The 18911-nt window shown below is 70.8% G+C and carries 17 protein-coding genes; 7 read left to right on the top strand and 10 right to left on the bottom strand.

The genetic code is table 11. From position 1 onward, the window contains the following. Positions 1-16: 16 nt before the first annotated feature. The 3 genes from VD659_RS07920 to pyrE are packed head-to-tail and all read right to left on the bottom strand — an operon-like array spanning position 17 to position 3302. A complete protein-coding gene (locus VD659_RS07920; RefSeq protein ID WP_423260572.1) occupies positions 17-1942 on the bottom strand; it encodes a DUF2207 family protein in 1926 nt (641 codons plus the stop codon). Positions 1943-1986: 44 nt separating this feature from the next. After that, a complete protein-coding gene (locus VD659_RS07915) occupies positions 1987-2751 on the bottom strand; it encodes a hypothetical protein (RefSeq protein ID WP_423260571.1) in 765 nt (254 codons plus the stop codon). 2 nt (positions 2752-2753) lie between these two features. Further along, entirely contained in the window at positions 2754-3302 is a 549-nt protein-coding gene (gene pyrE / locus VD659_RS07910) for an orotate phosphoribosyltransferase (protein WP_423260570.1), read from the bottom strand. A 72-nt stretch (positions 3303-3374) separates the two neighbouring features. Between pyrE and VD659_RS07905 the strand changes: the two genes are divergently transcribed. Further along, positions 3375-4424, top strand: a complete 1050-nt coding sequence (locus VD659_RS07905) for a hypothetical protein (RefSeq protein ID WP_423260569.1) — start codon at positions 3375-3377, stop codon at positions 4422-4424. Positions 4425-4449: 25 nt separating this feature from the next. Here the strand turns inward: VD659_RS07905 and VD659_RS07900 are convergent, their stop codons facing one another. The 3 genes from VD659_RS07900 to VD659_RS07890 form a co-directional block, all read right to left on the bottom strand. Further along, a complete protein-coding gene (locus VD659_RS07900; protein ID WP_423260568.1) occupies positions 4450-5382 on the bottom strand; it encodes an NmrA family NAD(P)-binding protein in 933 nt (310 codons plus the stop codon). A gap of 48 nt (positions 5383-5430) precedes the next feature. After that, on the bottom strand, positions 5431-6681 hold the full coding sequence (locus VD659_RS07895) for a cell wall-binding repeat-containing protein (RefSeq protein ID WP_423260567.1): 1251 nt from the start codon (positions 6679-6681) through the stop codon (positions 5431-5433). 116 nt (positions 6682-6797) lie between these two features. Then, positions 6798-7940 carry a YihY/virulence factor BrkB family protein gene (locus VD659_RS07890; protein WP_423260566.1) on the bottom strand — a complete coding sequence of 381 codons (1143 nt, stop codon included), beginning with the start codon at positions 7938-7940 and terminating at the stop codon, positions 6798-6800. Between the two features lie 58 nt (positions 7941-7998). On the opposite strand from VD659_RS07890, the gene VD659_RS07885 reads away from it, so the two are divergent. Next, positions 7999-8841: an exodeoxyribonuclease III gene (locus VD659_RS07885; RefSeq protein WP_423260565.1), complete on the top strand. Its 843-nt coding sequence runs from the start codon at positions 7999-8001 to the stop codon at positions 8839-8841. A gap of 15 nt (positions 8842-8856) precedes the next feature. Here VD659_RS07885 and VD659_RS07880 read toward each other — a convergent pair whose 3' ends face one another. Then, a complete protein-coding gene (locus tag VD659_RS07880; RefSeq protein ID WP_423260564.1) occupies positions 8857-11142 on the bottom strand; it encodes a cell wall-binding repeat-containing protein in 2286 nt (761 codons plus the stop codon). Between the two features lie 111 nt (positions 11143-11253). Between VD659_RS07880 and VD659_RS07875 the strand changes: the two genes are divergently transcribed. Both VD659_RS07875 and VD659_RS07870 read left to right on the top strand, forming a co-directional pair. Beyond that, on the top strand, positions 11254-13248 hold the full coding sequence (locus tag VD659_RS07875) for an amino acid transporter (protein ID WP_423260563.1): 1995 nt from the start codon (positions 11254-11256) through the stop codon (positions 13246-13248). A gap of 52 nt (positions 13249-13300) precedes the next feature. Then, on the top strand, positions 13301-13699 hold the full coding sequence (locus VD659_RS07870; RefSeq protein WP_423260562.1) for a thioredoxin family protein: 399 nt from the start codon (positions 13301-13303) through the stop codon (positions 13697-13699). 151 nt (positions 13700-13850) lie between these two features. Here the strand turns inward: VD659_RS07870 and VD659_RS07865 are convergent, their stop codons facing one another. Then, a complete protein-coding gene (locus VD659_RS07865) occupies positions 13851-14429 on the bottom strand; it encodes an NAD(P)H-dependent oxidoreductase (RefSeq protein ID WP_423260561.1) in 579 nt (192 codons plus the stop codon). A gap of 100 nt (positions 14430-14529) precedes the next feature. On the opposite strand from VD659_RS07865, the gene VD659_RS07860 reads away from it, so the two are divergent. After that, complete coding sequence (locus VD659_RS07860) at positions 14530-15126, top strand: TetR/AcrR family transcriptional regulator (RefSeq protein ID WP_423260560.1); 597 nt, start codon at positions 14530-14532, stop codon at positions 15124-15126. A 37-nt stretch (positions 15127-15163) separates the two neighbouring features. On the opposite strand, the gene VD659_RS07855 is transcribed toward VD659_RS07860, so the two are convergent. After that, positions 15164-15964 carry an SDR family NAD(P)-dependent oxidoreductase gene (locus VD659_RS07855; protein WP_423260559.1) on the bottom strand — a complete coding sequence of 267 codons (801 nt, stop codon included), beginning with the start codon at positions 15962-15964 and terminating at the stop codon, positions 15164-15166. Between the two features lie 61 nt (positions 15965-16025). Here VD659_RS07855 and VD659_RS07850 point away from each other — a divergent pair, with 61 nt between their 5' ends. After that, positions 16026-16646 (top strand): TetR/AcrR family transcriptional regulator, encoded by a 621-nt coding sequence (locus VD659_RS07850; protein ID WP_423260558.1) that lies wholly within the window; start codon positions 16026-16028, stop codon positions 16644-16646. Then, complete coding sequence (locus tag VD659_RS07845) at positions 16643-17851, top strand: hypothetical protein (protein WP_423260557.1); 1209 nt, start codon at positions 16643-16645, stop codon at positions 17849-17851. The genes VD659_RS07850 and VD659_RS07845 overlap by 4 nt, the downstream gene beginning before the upstream one ends. Before the next feature lie 134 nt (positions 17852-17985). Here VD659_RS07845 and VD659_RS07840 read toward each other — a convergent pair whose 3' ends face one another. Next, a complete protein-coding gene (locus tag VD659_RS07840; protein ID WP_423260556.1) occupies positions 17986-18909 on the bottom strand; it encodes an AEC family transporter in 924 nt (307 codons plus the stop codon). Between the last annotated feature and the right edge of the window lie 2 nt (positions 18910-18911).

Raw genomic sequence — 18911 nt, 5'->3', positions numbered from 1 at the left:
CCGCGTGACGCGAACGTCAGACCCCGCCGCCTCCGCCACCGCCGCCACCGCCGCCGGAGAATCCGCCTCCGCCCGAGAAGCCGCTCGAGCTGCTCGTCGAGCTGCCCGAGTAGGCGCTCGACGCGGTCGACGAGAGCGAACCGATGGCCGAGGCGAACAGATAGGCGTTGAACGCCCCCGACCCGCCGCCGTACCAGTCGGGCCGGCTTCCGAGACTCTCGTAGTAGGTGCCGAGCACCTTCGCCCACTCCGACTCGAGGTCGAGCAGCACCGCGTAGGGCAGCAGCTTCTCGTAGAGCTTCACCACCTGGCCCCGGTCTGGCGCGTTCACGCCGGTCTTGAGTGCCCCCTCGGGGCTCTGCAGGGCCTTGAATCGGTCTTCCTCGGCCCACTCGATGTACAGGCGGATGCCCTCGATGTAGTCCCGGAGTTCGGCGCCCTTCTGCGTGAGCGTGACGCGGAACGCGCCGTAGAACACGATCAGCAAGGCGAATCCGGCCGGGAAGAACAGCCCGATCGGGAGCCCGTCGCCCACCTCGGCGTTCGACGAGACGGAGCCGGCGACGAAGCCGATCACCGACACGAGGATGGCGACGAGCACGAGCACCGTGCCCTGCCAGCGCACCCCCGAGCGCTGGAAGCCCTCGGCCAGGGCGCGCTTCTTGGTGCTCTGCATCACGGCGTAGACGGCCTTCGCGAGCTCGCTGTCGTTCTTCTTCAGCTCGCGCCAGGCGCCGGGCGTCAGCTCGCTGCCGAAGAGCGCCCGCGCCAAGCCGAGCTCGTGCTCGCCGAGCCCCTGCGCGGTGAGCAGGTGCAGCCAGTAGGCGGTCCTCGACGAGAAGACGCCCGGCTCCTCCTGCTCGACGATCTGGATGTTGTGGCGCACCGCGTAGTCCACGAACGACGCCGCCGCCGCGCGCGGAGTCTTCTTCATGACGACCGAGGCGATGAGGAGGTCCGCGCCCGGGGGCGGGGTGTACTCGGCGATGACGACCGGCCGGCCCCGCGCATCCCTCAGCCAGATGAAGCGGTAGAGCAGCGCGAGCAAGGCCAGTACCCCGCCGAGCACGGTGGCGATCAGCTGCACCCAGCTCGACGGCGCCGAGAGGTAGGAGGTGTCGATCTGCACGAAGGTGCCCGGCACGAAGGCGATGCCGACGGTCACGTTCTCGCCCTGCGAGAGGTCCGCGACCCGCGTGGTGAAGACGGCGGCGCCGTTCACGTCGCTGCGCACGATCTCGCACGAGGTGCTCGAGCCCTGGACGCCCACGAAGCATCCGGTGCTGCCGGTGAGGGCGCCGACGAGCGCGGGCTCGACCGTGGTCGTGGTGGTGTGCGCGGCGAAGGGCTGCTGCCAGAGGGTTCCGTTGGTGTCCCAGTAGAACTCGTCGTCGTTCGTGTTCGAGAAGTAGCGGGTGACGTCGGTCTGGCGGTAGGTGATGACGTACGTCTGCTCGCCGTGCACGAAGTCGGGGGCGGCGATGGTGAGCACGAGGTTCTCACCGTCGTCGGACGTCTCGTAGGGGCGCGGGGTGCCCGCCGCATCCGTCACCGACAGGATCACCGGGTTGGTGGGGTGACTGTTGAAACGGGTGGGGATGGCGCGCTGGATGCCGTGGTTCTGGTCGCCCTGGGGGAACTCGGCCACGAAGGTCTCGACGGTGGTGAGCGTGGAGTGGCCGGCGTCGTCGATCCCGAGGTCGTAGCGGCCGTCGAACGACGCGAAGGTGAAGTCGTTCACGTCGCCGGGGGCGGCGGCGAGCGGCGGTTGCGCAGGGGCGGCCGGATGCGCGGCGGCCGGATGCGCGGCGCCCGGGTGCGCAGGCGCCTCGGCGAGGGCCGGGCTCGCGCCGAGCACGGGGAGGAGCGTCGCGGCGACGATCAGAACCGCGACCGCGATGCCTTTCGGTGTGCGGCGTGAGGGGCGGATGATCTGGCGCATGGCATCCCACTCTAGTTGTCGAGGTGGCGGATCCGGAGGAATTCTCAGCCCGCGAACGGCACCGCGAGGTTCGCTCCGAGCGGCTGCCCGGAGCTGCGGCTGAAGAAGCAGTAGTAGGCGCGATCGCCGGCCGCCCAGGCGGCGTCGTTCGCGGGGTAGGAAGCCTGCCACTGCACGTCGTCGAGCTGTCCGGCGGCGGCGAGGTCGAGCACGGCGGGGGCGGTGCACAGCAGGTTCAGGCGGGAGACGAGTTCGGCCTCGCCGGGGTAGGCGGCGGTCGCGGGCTCGTCGAAGAGGCCGCGCGTGACGAGCTGGGCGGTGTGTTCGGCGCCGCAGTCGACCACCGTGAACTCCTCGGCCCAGGGCGAGTTGTATCCGGTGAGGCATTCTCCGCCGCCGAGCTGGTTCCAGGCGTGCACCCCGGGAGCGGCCGCGCCCGTGGGCTGCGCCGCGGGGAGGGACGACGCCGTTGGGGCCGGGGTCGGGCTCGTCGACTCGGGCCTGGTCGTGACCGTCGGCGCAGCCGTGGCCGCACCGGCCTCCGGGCTCGCACCGGCCGGGCCGCCCACGCGCATCCCGACGAAGAACATCACCACGACGACCGCGATCGCCACGACCACCGCCGCACCCACCAGGATGCGCCGGTTCAGTGCATCCGTCCGCCCGCCCCGGCCCCCGGCCGCGGCCGCGGCCGCCGCGCCCGCCGGGGTCGCGACCTCACCGGCACCGCCGCCGGCACCCGCGCCGGCGGTCGGACTCGGTGTGCCCGGGTTCGACGGAGGAAGGTCGGGGGTGGCGTCGGGCGGCATCGTCACTCGAGACCGAGGTCGGCCAGCCCGATCGCGTAGTGGTAGGGGTAGCCGGCCTCTTCGATGCGCTCCCCGGCGCCGGTGTTGCGGTCGACCACAACGGCGACGCCCACGACGATCGCTCCGGCCTTCTCGAGGGCGGCGATCGCGGCGAGCGGCGAGCCGCCCGTGGTGGAGGTGTCCTCGAGCACGATCACGCGCTTGCCGGCGACATCCGGACCCTCGACCTGGCGGCCACGACCGTGGTCTTTCGGCTCCTTGCGCACCACGAAGGCGTCGTACTCGAGGCCGCGCGCCGCGCCCTGGTGCAGCACGGCGGAGGCGATCGGGTCGGCGCCCATGGTGAGCCCGCCCACGGCATCCACGTCTTTGACCCCGGCGATGAGGTCGAGCATGACCTGGCCGATGAGGGGGGCCACGCGGTGGTCGAGCGAGACCTTGCGCAGGTCGACGTAGTAGCTCGCCTTCTTGCCGCTCGTGAGCGTGAAATCGCCGTGGAACACGGCATCGGTCTTGATGAAGTCGATGAGTTTGCTGCGCGCGTCGGTCACGTGGCCCAGTTTAGCCGGGGGCTCACAGGGGTTTTGTGGGCCGGGAGGGTGCGCGTCCAATAGCGTGGAGGCATGGCAGGCAGTACGCGCACGCGCAACGGAGCGGGAACGGGACGGATGCGCGCCGCCCGCAGCGTGGCGGCAGGGGTCGCAGGGCTGGTCGTTCTGGCTCTCGTGGCCGGATGCACCGCCGACGCGAACGGCGCCTCGAGCGGGTCGGTGGCCACGCCGAGCCCGTCGGCGACGGAAGTCGTGCCGTTCAGTCTTGACCAGCCCCTGCTCGTCGGCGCACCGAGCGGCAAGGTGTCCGACTCGATCGGCCTGATCGGCTACTGGAAGGTAACGGAGGCGCTGGGCGACAAGGACGGCACCCTGCTCCGCCTGTCGGCCGACGGCGGCACGCAGACTCTCATGCTGTTCCGCGGCTGCGGCGTTCTGAGCACCAGCTGGGCCGCATCCGACGTGCACTTCGTCGCCGGCGCCATCGGCGGCGACCAGAGCTGCTTCCTGCACGGCGACGGCGCCTCGACGGCGCCCGAGGTGTCGTGGCTGGCCTCCGTGCGCAAGTTCCGCGGCGCGAACGGCGGCTGGGACCTCCTCGACTCCTTCGACAACCAGGTCGCCCGCCTCGACAAAGCCGCCGGGCCCCCCGCCGCCACGGCCAACGATCCCGCGGTGGCGCTCCTGCCCGAGCCGGCCCTCGACGCGACGGTGCGCCAGACCCTCCGGGTGGCCACGCCGCTGCCCACCGACCTCGTGGCCGCAACGCGCAAAGACCTCTCGGGCACCTGGGTGCCCGCCGGGATGCCGGGCGCGACGGCATCCATCACCTTCGACACCAGTGGGGTCTATGCGCTGAGCGACTGCCTGCGCAGCCCAGAGCCGACGCCGACTCCCGCTTCGGAGAACCTCGTGCAGCCCGACGGCCTGCCGTGGGCCGGAGACGGCACCGACTTCCTGGCCTCGGCGTATGCGTCGTCCGGCGCCGACTGCGCGCCGGTCTGGGACCCCGTGGAGAGCGCGACGCGCACCATCGCCCTCGACAACGGCTACCTGCGGCTGTTCGACATCGACGGCAACGAGCTGGCGCGGCTGCAGCGCCCGGCGGCCGCGGGGGTCTGAGCGGTGCGCGGCATCGTCGGCCGCGTCAGCTGCGCAGGAACTCGCGTAGAGAGCGTGGCGGGTGGCCCGTGAGGTGCTCGACGTCGGCGGTGACGCGCGCGAGTTCACCGGCCGCGATGGCGGTGTAGGTGCTCACCCAGGCGTCGAGCTGCCACTGCGGTGCGTCGTAGACGGCGCGGGAGGCGTACGCCTCGTCGAGTGTCTCGTCGTGGAAGGTGATCGGGCCGCGGCCGCCGTCGGCCGTCAGGATTGCTGCCACCTCGTCTAGGGTGAGCGCCTCGGGGCCGGTGAGTTCGTAGGTCGCGCCGGCGTGCGCATCCGGGTTCAGGAGCGCGGCGACCGCAGCTTCGGCCACGTCGTCGCGCGTGACGGTTGCGGCACGGCCGTCCCCGGCGGGCCCGCGGATGACGCCGTCCTCGCCCGCGAGCATCGGCAGGAAGTCGGTGTAGAGGTTGTCGCGCAGGAACGTGAAGCCGAGCCCGGCATCCCGGATCAGGTTCTCGGTCACGAAGTGATCGCGGGCGAGGGTGAACACCGCATCGGGCGCCGCCCCGAAGAACGAGGTGTAGACGACGTGCTCGACACCGGATGCGCGGGCCGCGTCGATGAATGCCCGATGCTCGGCGAGGCGGTCGGCGTTCTCGGCCGCCGACACCATGAACAGCACCTTCACGCCGTCGAGCGCGCGGCGGGCCGCCTCGCCGTCGGAGTACGTCGCCACGGCGACCTCGACGGCGGCCGATGCACCGGCTTCACCTCGCGATTCGTCTTGCGCCTCCGCGTGCGGAATCACAGGCACCCTGCTGGCATCCCGCACGATCAACCGCTGCCGCACGCCGGCCGCACCGAACAAGCGCGCCACGCGCCCACCGACACCGCCGGTCGCGCCCGTCACGGCGATGGGGGCGGGCGCTGCTTGCCCGCCCGCTGCGTCAGGCGACGAGGTCTCTGAGGTCATGCCTCCATCCTCCACCCGGGACCGTCGGCGGTCAGCACCCCACGTGGGTCAGTGCGCCAGGTGCGTCGCGAGCAGCGCCTCCGTGGCCGCAGACACCGTGTTCTCCCCGCCGAGCACCACGATTCGGGTCGGCTTCAACCGATCCAGTTCGGTCGCCACCGGAGCGGGAATGCCGTCTTTGGTGACCAGCAGCACCGGTGCATGCTTGCTGATCGCCGCGGCCGAACCCGAGAGCGCATCGGGGAACCCGGCGCCGGAGGCGACGTAGACCGTGTGGGTGTCGGCAGGGGCGAAGGTGTTCGCCGAGACCGAGGCCGAGACCTCGAAGCGGTCGGACCCATCGATGCGGATCGTGTTCGCCGAGCGCTGGAGCGTGGTCACCACCTCGTCGGCGATGGTGTTCTTTCCCCCGAGAACCACGATCTGGAGCGGAGTCAACCGCGCGATCTCAGCCGCGACGTCGCTGGGGATGGAGTTCTTCTGCACCAGGAGGAGGGGGCCGCCCACGATGCCGACGGCTGCTGAACCTGAGAGCGCGTCGGGGAACACCTCACCCGAGGCGATGAACACCACGGGCCGCATCGGTGCGAAGACCCCTCGCGACACCGCAGCCGAGACCACGTAGCGATCCGCACCGCCGACGCGCGTCACGTCTCCGGAGTAGTCGCTCAGTGCCGTCTGCACTTGGGCGCTGAGCGTGTTCAGTCCGCCCAGCATGACGATTTTTCCCGGCTGGAGGCGACTGAGCTCGGTGCCGACGACGGCAGGAACCGAGTCTTTCTCGATGAGCAGGACGGGTGCTCCTTGGGCTCCGGCCGCGGCGCCGGCGGAGAGCGCGTCAGGGAAGACAGCACCGGATGCCACGTAGGCCACTGGCACGTGCGCGGGGAAAGCTCCCGCCGAGGCGGCCGCTGAGACAGCGAAGCGGTCGGCACCGCCGATCCTTTCCACCGTGGACTTCACCGAGAGCACCACGGAGATGTTGCCCGTAGCGCAGGGGGTACCGGCGACGGCGATAAGGCAGTAGCGGAAGATGTCGTCGCCCACGAAGCCCGCCGCTGGGGCGTAGTCGAACGAACCGTCGGCCGCGAGAGTGAGTGTTCCGTGCGCCGGTATCACCGTCGTCGCCGCTTGGAACGTCGCCGAGGCAGCGCCGTCGTTGGACTTCACCCCGGCCTCGGCGCCGACATGGAAGAGCGCGCCGGCCCGCACGTCGTACTGATCGGAGGTCGGGCCGTCGAGCGCATGGGCGGCAGGCGAGGCGACGAGTGCGAGACCGGCGATGGTAACCGAAGCCAAGATGCTCGCAAGAGCCGCGCGAGGGGTTCGCAGAGACATCGGGCAGGCCTTTCGTCGCGACTGATGAGTACAGATCAGACTGACCGCGACCACCCGATGCGCGTTATGAGCAATCGCTACTCAGCGCCACCACCCGGCTCCGTGAGGGCCTCGAGCTCCGCCTGCGCCGCATCCCGCCGCCACCGCAAACCCGGCCGCCGCCACCACGGCGCCGTCTCCAGCGCCGCCCGCGCCTCGCGCACCCGCACGCGCGCCGCGAGCACGAGGGCGTCGTGCTCCTGGGCGGCGAGCTCCTCCTCGCTCGGCTCGTAGAGCAGCTCCCCTCGGTCGTCGGCCGCCACGGCGATCCAGGATGCGCCCACGAGCGTCACGACGCTCGCCAGCCGGAACCAGAGCAGCATCGCGATGAACACCACGAAGGTCGACAGCAGCGGGTTGCGGGTGACCCCGCCGAGCAGCGTGCCGCCGAGGGCCTGCAGCGCGACCAGGCCGAGCCCGCCGAGCATCGCGCCCCCGCGCATCCGTCTGATCGTCAGCTTCGCGCCGGCCAGGAAGCGGAACAGCACCATGAGCGCGAGGGTGTCGATGAGGAACACCACCACCAGTCCCGCGATGGCCGCGAGCACCGCCGTGGACTGGCTCACCACGGGGCCGAAAAGGGACAGCAGCGCATCCAGGGCCGCCGTGCTCCCCACGCTGAGAGCGGCCGCGACGAAGAGCGCCAGGCCCATCGCGAGCGCCACCAGGAAGTCGCGCGCCTTCAGCAGCAGGTAGGAGCGCGGGTCCTTCGGCATGCGGAAGATGGCCCGCACGGCCATGCGGGAGTAGGTGATCCAGCCGATGGCGGTCCAGACCAGCACGGCGAGCGCCGCGATGCCCGTGACCGTGAGCACCGAGGTGCTCGACTCGGCGATGCCGCGCAGGTCGTCGAGTGCGATCACCCCGTCGTCACCGATGAGGCCCGGGATGTAGGTGTTGATGAGGTCGATCAGGGCCTGCATGGTCTCGGGCGAGCCGATGAGCCAGATGCCGGCCACCGCGAACACGATGTAGACCGCCGCGAACACCGCGAACAGTGCCTGGTAGCTCATGCCCGAGGAGAGCAGGAAGCCGTTGCGCGAGAGGAAGCGGCGCCAGACGCGGGTGGGGAAGAGGGCGAGGGTGTCCTGCGTGAGGGCCGTGACGCGGGCGATGGGCTCCTCGAAGTGGTCGCGGAACCGCTGGTCGAGAGGCCGGTCGCCGTCGTCGCCCGTCTTCATGCGGCCAGCCTAGCCGCGCGCGCATCCGGCTGACGGATGCTGCCGGTAGCGTGGAACCATGCGTGTTGCCACCTGGAACGTGAACTCCATCCGTGCCCGAGTCGGCCGGGTCGTCGACTGGCTGGTGCGGGAAGACGTCGACGTGCTCGGCATGCAGGAGATCAAGTGCAAGGAGTCGCAGTTCCCGTTCGAGGCCTTCCAGGAGGCGGGTTACGACGTCGTGCTGCACGGGCTCAACCAGTGGAACGGCGTGGCCTTCGCGAGCCGCCTGCCGATGGAGGACGTGGCGAACACCTTCACCGGGATGCCCGGCTTCGGCAAACCGCTCGACGACGGCTCCCTGCCGCTCGAGGCCCGCGCCCTCGGCGTGACGGTCGACGGCGTGCGGCTGTGGACGCTGTACGTTCCGAACGGGCGGGCGCTCGACGACCCGCACTACAGCTACAAGCTGGCCTGGCTGCAGGAGCTCGCCGAGCAGACCAAGGCGTGGCTCGCCGCGCATCCCGATCAGCCGCTCGCCCTGATGGGTGACTGGAACATCGCGCCGCTCGACAGCGACGTCTGGGACCTCAGCGTCTTCGAGGGCGCCACCCACGTCTCGGCGCCCGAGCGCGCGGCCTTCGCGGCGTTCGAGCAGATCGGCCTGAGCGACGTGGTGCGTCCGCTGGTGCCCACCGGCTACACCTATTGGGACTACAAGCAGCTGCGCTTCCCCCGCAACGAGGGCATGCGCATCGACTTCATCATGGGCTCCCAGCCCTTCGCCGAGCTGGTGGCGGATGCGCGCATCGACCGCAACGAGCGCAAAGGCGACGCGCCCTCCGACCACGTGCCCGTGGTGGTCGATCTCGATCTCGACGCCTCGGGCGACGACGACGACCGCCCGATGATCTTCGGCTGAGACCCACCGTTCCGCCTACCGGGTCAGATAGCCGTCCAGCGCCGTCTGGACCGCGCTCGAGACCGTCGCCGTTCCCCCGAGAACGACGATCTTCGTGGGGTTCAGCCGGTCGAGTTCGGCGGCCACTGGGGCGGGGATCGCATCCGCGGTCACCAGCAGCACCGGAGCCGCCTGGTTCACCGCGGCGGCACCGCCGGACAGGGCATCGGGGAACACCGCCCCAGACGCGACGTAGACCGTCGATGCCCCTCCGGGAAAGGCATCGGCGGACACCGCCGCCGCGACCGCGAAGCGGTCCGGCCCGCCGAGACGTGTCGTCGGGGCAATCGCACCGAGATTCGCGACGACTGCCTCCGACACGGTGTTGACGCCACCGAGCACCACGATGCGCGCAGGCTGGATGCGCCTCAGCTCGTCACGCACAGAATCAGGCACACTGCCCCGCGACACGAGGAGGACGGGTCCGCCCAGGTGGCCCGCTGCCGCGGCGCCCGCGAGCGCGTCGGGGAAAACCTCGCCCGAGGCGACATAGGCCACGGGCGCGCGCGTCGGTACGAGCGCCCGGGAGACCCCCACCGCGACCTCGAAGCGGTCGGCCCCGTCGATCCGGCTCACGTCGAGCGCGAAGGCTCTGAGCTGTGATTCGACGGCGGCAGAGATCGTGTTGGTGCCTCCGAGCACGACGATCTTTCCCGGCCGCAGTCGACGGAGTTCGGCCAGTACCGATGCCTGCACGGTGTCGTGGGTCGCGAGCAGAACCGGTGCGCTCTGGATGCCTGCCGCCGCGGATGCCGCGAGCGCGTCGGGGAAGACCTGTCCGGAGGCGACGTAGACGAGAGGAACATCCGGTCGATGAGCGTCCATCGAGACGTTGGCCGACACCTCGTAGCGGTCGGCGCCGCCGATTCTCACCACCTTCGGCCCGTCGATCGCACGCACGTACGCCACGTCTCGCCCGGGAGGAACTACGTCGTCCACGAGCCCGGACGCTTGGCTGGTGAAGGCGACGAGGCGCCCGTCGCTGGAGATCGACGATCGGTAGGACGTATCGTCACCGCGGCGGGTCGGCTCGGACACGCGGGAGCTCACCAGAACCGTGACCTGCTTGCGAAGATCGCGATGGTAGACCTGGTTGTCCGTGAGAGCCGCGGGGCTGATGAGTTCATCGGCCTGCGAGGTGAACGACACCGAACTGCCGTCAGCGGAGATGGCGGGCTCCCTGGACAACCCACTCCCGGGAAACGCGCTACTGTCGCCGGGCTTCGAGTGGATGTCCACACTTACGAGCGTCGATAGCGAGGATGCCCCGAGGTCTCGGACGTAGACCTGCAGCGGCAGCACGGCGTCGAGCCGCGGACCAACCGTGAGGTCTTTCGCGCCGGAGGTATAGGCGACTTTCTGACCGTCTGCGGACAACGTAGGCTGGTCCGAATTGCCGCCTGACCCTCCCCCGTCGGCACTGAGGCTCACGACACGGGTGGCCCCGGAGCGGAGATCACGAACGAAGACCTGCTGCCATCCGTGGGTGTTGTCCCCCGTGAGGTTCGTGGCCTTGGTCGAGTACGCGGCCACCGATCCGTCGGCAGAGAGCGATCCCGCATAGGCTTCGGCGTTCGCCGGCGCCCCAGTACTTCCCACCTGACTGACCAGAGCGACCGTCGACGTTCCGGTGAGAGCCACGTACACCTGGTAGCCGTGCCCCGACACGCCCGGAACGAGGTCGCCGGCAGGCGAGTCGAACAGCACGCGACTCCCGTCGGCCGAAATCGACGGGTTGTAGCTCGAGGTGTCACCGCCTCCAGTGTGCGACGCATTCATGCTGAGGAGGCGGGTGGTTCCCGAAGCCACGTCGTGCAAGTAGATCTGCCGGTCTCGGATCGCGGATGGCACACCGCTCGCGAGGTTCGTCGACTCGGACTCGAAGGCGACGAACCGCCCGTCTGCGGAGAGCACCGGGTTCGCCGAGCCGTCGTCTCCCGGTTGGTTCGGGTCGACGGCATCGTCGGTGACCATTCGGGTGGCTCCGCTCTGCAGTTCCTTCACGTACACCTGGCGATGGCCGCCCGTCGGAGTGCTCGTGAGTTGCTCCGCGGAGACGAAGGCGACGAAGCGCCCGTCGGCCGACATCGACGTCTGCCAGCCCGGAACGACGGCCCCGACCGCATCGATGCTGACGGCCGCCGTTGTGCCGAGCGGCGGCACGACGGCGTGCGCGACGCCAGCGGCGCTGCCTCCGGCGGCCGCGAGGGCCACGGCGATGACAACAGCCGCCAGACGGCGGCTCGAGACGGTGGCGGACATGAGCACTCCTTGGGATGAGTTTTGCTCATCTTATCTCAATCCGGGGCGCCGCGCAGCCGGCAGCCCGGGCCGGAGTGCGCCGCCGTCATCCGATGCGTGTATAGATGAACCATGTCCTCAACGAGCATCGGCGCCGGGTCGCCCATCACCCCGGGTGAGCCGCACCAGGAGCGCCCCGACACGCGCTCCGCGCTGCGGCGCTGGCTCACCGACGGGCTGACCGACCGCACGGGCCGGCACCCTGGCCCCGGCGCGGCGAAGCCGGTGAAGACACACTCGTGGTGGCGCGTGATGTGCCTCACCGGGGTGGACTACTTCTCCACGCTCGGCTACCAGCCGGCGATCGCCGCGCTCGCAGCCGGGCTCCTCTCTCCGTTCGCCACGATCGTGCTCATCCTGCTCACGCTGCTGGGCGCCCTGCCGGTCTACCGCCGGGTGGCCCGCGAGAGCTTCCGCGGTGAAGGCTCGATCGCGATGCTCGAGCGGTTGCTGCCCTGGTGGGGCGGCAAGCTCGTGGTGCTCGTGCTGCTCGGCTTCGCGGCCACCGACTTCATGATCACCATCACGCTGTCGGCGGCGGATGCGACGGCGCACGCCATCGAGAACCCGTTCGCGCCCTCGTGGTTCCACGGCAACGAGGTGATCATCACGCTCGTGCTCATCGCCGCCCTCGCCGTGGTGTTCCTGCGCGGGTTCAAAGAGGCCATCAACATCGCCGTGGTGCTCGTGGCGGTCTTCCTCGTGCTCAACGCCGTCGTGATCGTGGTGTCCCTCGGGCACGTGTTCGACAATCCGATCGTCGTCGGCGACTGGTGGGGTGCGCTCACGGCGGAGCACGGCAACCCGATCGTCATGGTGGGCATCGCGCTGATCGCCTTCCCCAAGCTCGCGCTGGGGCTCTCGGGCTTCGAGACCGGGGTGGCCGTGATGCCGCAGATCACCGGCTCGCCCGACGACAAGCCCGACAAGCCGCTCGCCCGCATCCGGGGCGGGAAGCGGCTGCTCACCACGGCCGCGGTCATCATGAGCGCGTTCCTCATCACCTCGAGCGTGGTCACCACGCTGCTCATCCCGCAGAAGGACTTCCAGGCCGGCGGCCCGGCCAACGGGCGCGCGCTCGCCTACCTCGCCCACCAGTTCCTCGGCGAAGGCTTCGGCACGGTCTACGACGTCAGCACCATCGCCATCCTCTGGTTCGCGGGGGCTTCGGCGATGGCCGGGCTCCTCAACCTGGTGCCGCGCTACCTTCCCCGCTACGGCATGGCCCCACACTGGGCCGGCCTGGTGCGGCCGCTCGTGCTCGTGTTCACGGCGATCGCCGTGCTCATCACGCTGTGGTTCGGGGCGAACGTCGACGCGCAGGCCGGCGCCTACGCCACCGGCGTGCTCGTGCTCATCACCTCGGCCTCCGTCGCCGTCACGCTCTCGGCGCGGCGCAAGAAGCAGCGGGCCGCGATGATCGGCTTCGCCGTGGTGTCGGTGGTCTTCCTGTACACCACGGTCGCGAACATCATCGAGCGGCCCGACGGCGTCCGCATCGCGGCGCTGTTCATCCTCGGGATCATCGTGGTGTCGATCGTGTCGCGGGTGCAGCGCTCGTTCCAGCTGCGCGCGACCTCGGTGTCGCTCGACCCGATGGCGCTCGACTTCGTGCTCACCGACGCCGACGAGTTCGACTCGATCCGCATCATCGCGAATGAGCCGGACGACGGTTCCGCCCGCGAATACGTGCAGAAGATCGCCGAGGAGCGCCGCGACAGCGGCATCCCGCAGCGCTCGCCCGTCATCTTCCTCGAGGTCTACCCCTCCGACTCCTCCGACTTCGAAGAGGACCTGGTGGTGCGAGGCGAGGCCGTGCACGGCTTCCGCGTGCTGAAGGTCACGAGCGGCAACATCCCGAACACCATCGCCACGGTGCTGCTCGAGATCCGCGACCTCACCGGGGTGGTGCCGAACATCTACTTCGAGTGGACCGAGGGCAGCCCGATCTCGAACATGCTCAAGTACCTCGTGACCGGCACCGGAGAGGTGGCTCCGGTGACCCGTGAAGTGCTGCGGCGTGCAGAGCGCGACCGCAAGCACCGGCCCGAGGTGCACGTCAGCTGAAGGTCGGCTGGATGCCGCGGAATTTCGTCGCGCGACCGTGGTTAATGTAGGCATGAGCACGAAGACTCTGACAATCGACAACCACGACGAGACGGTCGCCGACGGCATCGTCCTGATCGACTTCTGGGCCGACTGGTGCGGCCCGTGCAAGCAGTTCGCCCCGGTCTATGAGAAGGCCAGTGACGCGAACAGCGACATCACCTTCGCGAAGGTCGACACCGAAGACCAGCGCCAGCTCGCCGGATCGTACGGAATCACCTCGATTCCGACCCTGGTGGTCTACCGCGACGGCATCCCGATCTTCTCGCAGCCGGGAGCCCTGCCCGGCCCGGTGCTGGACGACGTGATCACCCAGGTGCGCGCACTCGACATGGAGACCGTGAAGAAGGACTACGCCGAGGCCGTGGCCAAGCAGCAGGCCGCCGAGGCCCAGGCCCAGGCCCAGGCCTAACAAGCAAGGCCGGTTGAGGCCGGCCGGGGCGGCACTCCCGCCTCGACAGCCGCGACGACGAACGCCGCGCCGATCGCGCCCTCACGGGCCGGTCGGCGCGGCGTTGTCGCGCCGGCGCCGTCACGCCTGGGGCGTGCGGTGACGTCTCAGCTCAGGCCGCGGCCTGCTCCGCGTCGAGCTCGTCGAGCGCAGACGCGAACTCCACGAGGAACGCGGCGAGCTGCTCGGCGATCTCGGCGTCGTCCTTCGGGTGCGTCTCGGCGAACCGCACCACCGAGTTCGGCACGGCGAGGGTGGTCGCCTCGATCACGCGGGCGCCGGCGATGCCGTAGGCCTTGCGGGCCTCGTCCTGGGCCCAGATTCCGCCGAACTGGGCGAAGGAGGTGCCGATGACGGCCAGCGGCTTGGCCGAGATGGAGCTCGAGCCGAAGGGGCGCGAAGACCAGTCGATGGCGTTCTTGAGGTTGGCCGGGATGGTGCCGTTGTGCTCCGGGGTGACCACCAGCACGGCGTCGGCGGCCGCGACGGCGGCGCGGTACTCGACCACGGCATCCGGGAGCTCGCCTTCGATGTCGACGTCTTCGTTGTAGAGCGGCAGGGCGCCGTGACCCTCGAAGATCGACAGGGCCAGGCCTTCGGGCGCGACCGCGACGGCGGCCTCGGCGAGCTGGCGGTTGGTCGAGCCGGCGCGAAGGCTGCCGACGAGCACGAGCACGGATTTCTCGGTCATTGTTCTCCTCAGGAGGGTCGCCGGCGTGGCCGGCGGAAACGGGATGGTTGTGGAAATTAACCGGACCGCGGTCCGTTTATTCCCGTGCTACAGTCCGTGCATGGATCCGCTCGATCCCCGAGTCAGGCCGCCGGCGGCCGAGCGTTCAGACGCCGCCCGGAATCGCTCCCTGCTGATCGACTGCGCGCGGCGCATCATCGCCGAAGACGGCGTCGCGGGCCTCACGATGGACCGCCTCTCAACCGAGGCCGGCGTCGGCAAGGGCACGGTGTTCCGCCGATTCGGCTCACGGGCCGGGCTCTTCCAGGCGCTGCTCGACCACGTCGAGCGCGACTTCCAGGGCCGGTTCCTGAGCGGCCCTCCCCCGCTCGGCCCGGGAGCGCCGCCGGTCGAGCGGCTGGTCGCGTTCGGCCGGGCGCGCATCGAGATCCTCGCCACCCAGGTCGACCTCCTGCGAGCCGCCGAGGAACCGGCGGAGTCGCGCCACTCGATTCCCGCGCGCAGGGTCACCGAGGTGCACATCCTGACGTTGCTGCGGCAGGCCGGCGCCGAGGGCGATGTGCCGATCCTCGCGTTCGAGCTGCTCGCCGTGCTCGAGGCGATCCTGCTGCTCCCACCCGGCCCGACGGCCGAGACGCTCCCCCGCGAGCGCCTCGCCGACGGCTGGGAGCACCTCGTTCGGCGGCTGCTCGCCTGACGCGAGGGCGACCGGGCGTCCTGCCGCCGGACGCGGCTCACTCGGAGAGCAGACGCCCGCTCATCGAGAGGATGACGCCGCGCGGCAGCACGCCCGCCCCCGCAGCCGTCAGAGCGTTGGCCCGCCCCGACACCACGCTGGCCGGCGTGTGGCGCCGGTCGAGCGCCTTGAGCGCGGTGGCCACCACCTGCTCCGAGCTCTGGAAGCTCCCGACCGCCGCCGCCTCGCTGCCCACGACGTCGAAGAACTCGGTGCGGGTGGCGCCCGGGCTGAGCGCGAGCACCCGCACCCCCGAGTCTCGCGTCTCGAAGGCGATCGCCTCGGTGAAGTTCAGCACGAAGGCCTTCGTGGCGCCGTAGACGGCCATGAACGGCGTCGGCTGGTAGGCCGCCGTGCTCGCGACGTTCACGAGGGCAGCGGATGCGCCTCCCGCGGCCGCGGCGAGCAGGTCGGGCAGGAACTCCCGTGAGAGATCGACGAGGGAGGCCACGTTGAGCTGGATCTCCGACGCCAGCACCGCGGCATCCGCGTCGGCGAAGGGGCCGTGGGTGCCGAAGCCTGCATTGTTGACGAGGGTCTGCACGGCGATGCCGCGCTGCTCGAGCTCGGCACGCATCCGGGCCCCCGCCCGGGGCTGCGCGAGATCGAGCCCGATCGGGGTGGCGCGGATGCCGTGCGCGGCCTGCAACTCGGCCGCGAGGGTCTCGAGGCGGTCGGTTCGGCGGGCGACGAGCACGACGGCCGCCCCGCGTGCGGCGAGCCGGGTGGCGAATTCGACGCCGAGGCCGGAGCTGGCTCCGGTGATGAGGGCGGTGGTTCCGGTGAAGTCCAAGGTCATGTTGCCAATGTAGACAGTGACAGCATTGTTGTCAACGCCTACATGGCGCTAGACTCGCGGCATGGGCACGACGAGCACCGCAGCGGCCGGGAGCTACCACCACGGCAACCTGCGCTCCGCACTGCTCGAACGCGCCGAGCAGACGCTCGAGCTCGACGGCGTCGAGGGGCTCTCGCTCCGGCAGCTCGCGCGTGACCTGGGCGTGAGTCACGGGGCGCCCGGCCGCCACTTCCGCGACAAGCAGGCGCTGCTCGACGAGCTCGCCTACGACGGCTTCGTGGCCATGAACGCCCGCCTCGAGGTGGCGGCTCATGCCGTGGGCACCTTGCGCGAGCGGCTCGACGCCGTGGCGCGCGCCTACGTGGCGTTCGCCGTCGAGCACCGCACCCTGCTCTCGGTGATGTACACCACCAAGCACGCTCCGGATGCGAGTGAGCGGCTGCGCCTCATCAGCCACGCGAGCATGGACACCACCACCGGGCTGCTGCGCCAGGGGCAGGCGGAGGGAGTGCTGTCGGCGGGCGATCCCGAGCGGCTCGCCCTGGTGGCCTTCGCCGCCGTGCACGGGGTGGCCACGCTCGCGAGCAACGCGCTGCTCGACGGCGTGCCCGTCGAGGCGGCGACCAGCGCCACCGTCGCCGTGCTCTGGGCCGGGATGACGGCACCCCCGGCCACGACATGACCCGCGACGACGTGACCGCTGCCGAGGCGACCGCCGACGAGACGGGTCGCGCGGAGCGGGAGGGCGAGCAGGGACCCTCGGACGGATCCGAGTCTGGATCCGGGCCCGGGCCCGAAGCGATGGCGCAGATCGTCGACAGCCTGTACGCCTTGGCACCCGGCGCGTTCGTCGCGGCGCGCAACGCGCGAGCCGCGGCCGCGGCCGAGGGCGGTGACCGCGACCTGGCCCGGCGCATCCGCACGCTCACCAGACCGTCGGTCGCCGCGTGGGCGGTGAACATGCTGGCGCGGCACCGGGCCGAGCAGCTCGACGCCCTGCTCGACCTCGGCGAACGGATGCGCACGGCCCAGGATTCGCACGACGGCGCCCTGGTGCGTGACCTCGGCCGCGAGCGCCACCGGCTCCTCTCCGGCGCCGCGGCCACGGCCCGGGAGCTGGGCGACGAGCTCGGAGTGGCGGTGTCGGCCTCGGCGGCGGTGGAGGTGCAGCAGACCCTCCAAGCCGCTTTCGGCGACCGTGCGGCGGCGACCGCCGTGCGCTCCGGAGCGCTCCTGCGCACCCTGGAGAGCAGCGGCCTCGAGCCCGTGGATCTCGACGGCGCCACCGCCGTGCCGCTCGATGTCGTCACCGAGTCGACGTTCGCGCTCTCCGACGCAGAGACCTCCTCCCGCGCGACGCCGAGCCGCGGGGGTCGCAGCAGCACGGGCGACCGGAACAGCCCAAGGACAACGACGACAACGTCGAAGGCTGTCGGCGCCGGTGGCGGGCCCCGGACGTCCGGCACGCCTGACGGGGGCGTTCGCGCTCGGAAGGCGGGCGGCAACGAGGCGGCAGAGCAGAAGGCGGCAAAGCAGAAGAGTGCCGACCTGGCGGCCGTCGAGCGCGCCGCGCGCGAGCAGCAGGCCCGCGACGACGCCCGCCGCGACGCCGAGGACACCCGGCAGGACGCGGAGGATGCGGCCGCCGAGGTCGCCGGGATCGAGCTCCGGATGCGCGACAACACCGCCCTCCGCGATCGTCTGGCCGACGAGGTGCGCGCCCTCCGCGACGAGCTCGACGCAGCGCAGGACGAGCTCTCCTCCGCCACCTCCGCGCGCGCTGCGCTGCGCAAGGAGCTCGCGGCCGCGACCCGCGCATCCGACGCCGCCGCGCGCACCGCCGCCCGCGCCCGCGCCCGGCTCGACCGGTTCGACCGTCTCCCCTAGCCCGTTCGGTCAGCGCCGTCAGGGCGCGGCAGGCGTTGGCGGGCGTTTCTCCTGTTCCCCGGTGCCGCGACCCTCAAGCCGCAAGAATCACCGGCGAACGGCCGGCAGCTCCGTGCCCTGCGCCTCGACGACGCCTACGGCGCGAGGGCGGCCGCGACCACGACGAGCACCACCACGGAGCCGAGGGTCGTGAGCAGCACGGTGTCGCGCGCCACGATCGTTCCGCGCTGGTAGCGCGAGGCGAAGTTGTAGATGTTCTGCGCCGTCGGCAGCGCCGCGAGCGCCACAACGCCGAAGAGCCGTGCGCCGTCGAGCCCGAAGACGAAGCGCCCCACGACGTAGGCCACGAGCGGCATGAGCACGATCTTGATGCCCGTGGCCACGAGGACCTCCGCGCGCCCCGAACCGGGCTGCAGCGGCTTCTGCCCCACGAGCGACATGCCGAACGAGAGCAGCACGAGCGGGATGGCGGCCCCGCCGATGAGCTGGAACGGCGCGTACACGGCATCCGGCAGCTGCAGCCCCGTGAGCGCGATCACGAGCCCGAGCAGCGAGGCGAGGATGATCGGGTTCCGCAGCGGCTGGGTCACGATCGAGCGCACGGAGGCCGAGCCGCTCGTCGACACGTCGAGCAGGGTCAGCGTGATCGGCGCCAGCACGATGAGCTGCAGCAGCAGCACCGGCGCGACGAGCTGCGAGTCGCCGAGCACGTAGAGGGCCACCGGCAGCCCGATGTTGTTGGCGTTCACGTACGCCGAGGCGGCGGCGCCCACGGTGGTCTCCGCCACCGGCCGCGGAAAGAAGAGCCTCGACGCCACCACGTACGCCAGCACCGACACGAACACGGCGATCAGGGTGACGAGGATCGACGACGAGAAGACGGTGGCCGGATGCGAGTGCGCGAGCACCGAGAACAGCAGGGCCGGGGTGGCCACGAAGAAGGCGACTCGGTTCATCGCGACGCGCGCATCCGGCGGCAGAATGCCGGTGCGCTGCACCCCGTAGCCGACCAGGATGACGAAACCGATGATGCCGAAGCCGGTCAGAACCCCCAGCACGG

This window comes from Herbiconiux sp. 11R-BC, from assembly GCF_049472555.1.
In the GTDB taxonomy this organism is placed as follows: Bacteria; Actinomycetota; Actinomycetes; order Actinomycetales; family Microbacteriaceae; genus Herbiconiux.
Note: the sequence above shows the minus strand (reverse complement) of the source record. Positions and strands in the feature narration are given on the sequence as shown.

Coding starts and splice junctions, on each gene's coding strand:
- VD659_RS07920 (WP_423260572.1), bottom strand. CDS start 1,942: ATGCGCCAGATCATCCGCCCCTCACGCCGCACACCGAAAGGCATCGCG.
- VD659_RS07915 (WP_423260571.1), bottom strand. CDS start 2,751: ATGCCGCCCGACGCCACCCCCGACCTTCCTCCGTCGAACCCGGGCACA.
- VD659_RS07905 (WP_423260569.1), top strand. CDS start 3,375: ATGGCAGGCAGTACGCGCACGCGCAACGGAGCGGGAACGGGACGGATG.
- VD659_RS07900 (WP_423260568.1), bottom strand. CDS start 5,382: ATGACCTCAGAGACCTCGTCGCCTGACGCAGCGGGCGGGCAAGCAGCG.
- VD659_RS07890 (WP_423260566.1), bottom strand. CDS start 7,940: ATGAAGACGGGCGACGACGGCGACCGGCCTCTCGACCAGCGGTTCCGC.
- VD659_RS07885 (WP_423260565.1), top strand. CDS start 7,999: ATGCGTGTTGCCACCTGGAACGTGAACTCCATCCGTGCCCGAGTCGGC.
- VD659_RS07880 (WP_423260564.1), bottom strand. CDS start 11,142: ATGTCCGCCACCGTCTCGAGCCGCCGTCTGGCGGCTGTTGTCATCGCC.
- VD659_RS07875 (WP_423260563.1), top strand. CDS start 11,254: ATGTCCTCAACGAGCATCGGCGCCGGGTCGCCCATCACCCCGGGTGAG.
- VD659_RS07870 (WP_423260562.1), top strand. CDS start 13,301: ATGAGCACGAAGACTCTGACAATCGACAACCACGACGAGACGGTCGCC.
- VD659_RS07865 (WP_423260561.1), bottom strand. CDS start 14,429: ATGACCGAGAAATCCGTGCTCGTGCTCGTCGGCAGCCTTCGCGCCGGC.
- VD659_RS07860 (WP_423260560.1), top strand. CDS start 14,530: ATGGATCCGCTCGATCCCCGAGTCAGGCCGCCGGCGGCCGAGCGTTCA.
- VD659_RS07855 (WP_423260559.1), bottom strand. CDS start 15,964: ATGACCTTGGACTTCACCGGAACCACCGCCCTCATCACCGGAGCCAGC.
- VD659_RS07850 (WP_423260558.1), top strand. CDS start 16,026: ATGGGCACGACGAGCACCGCAGCGGCCGGGAGCTACCACCACGGCAAC.
- VD659_RS07845 (WP_423260557.1), top strand. CDS start 16,643: ATGACCCGCGACGACGTGACCGCTGCCGAGGCGACCGCCGACGAGACG.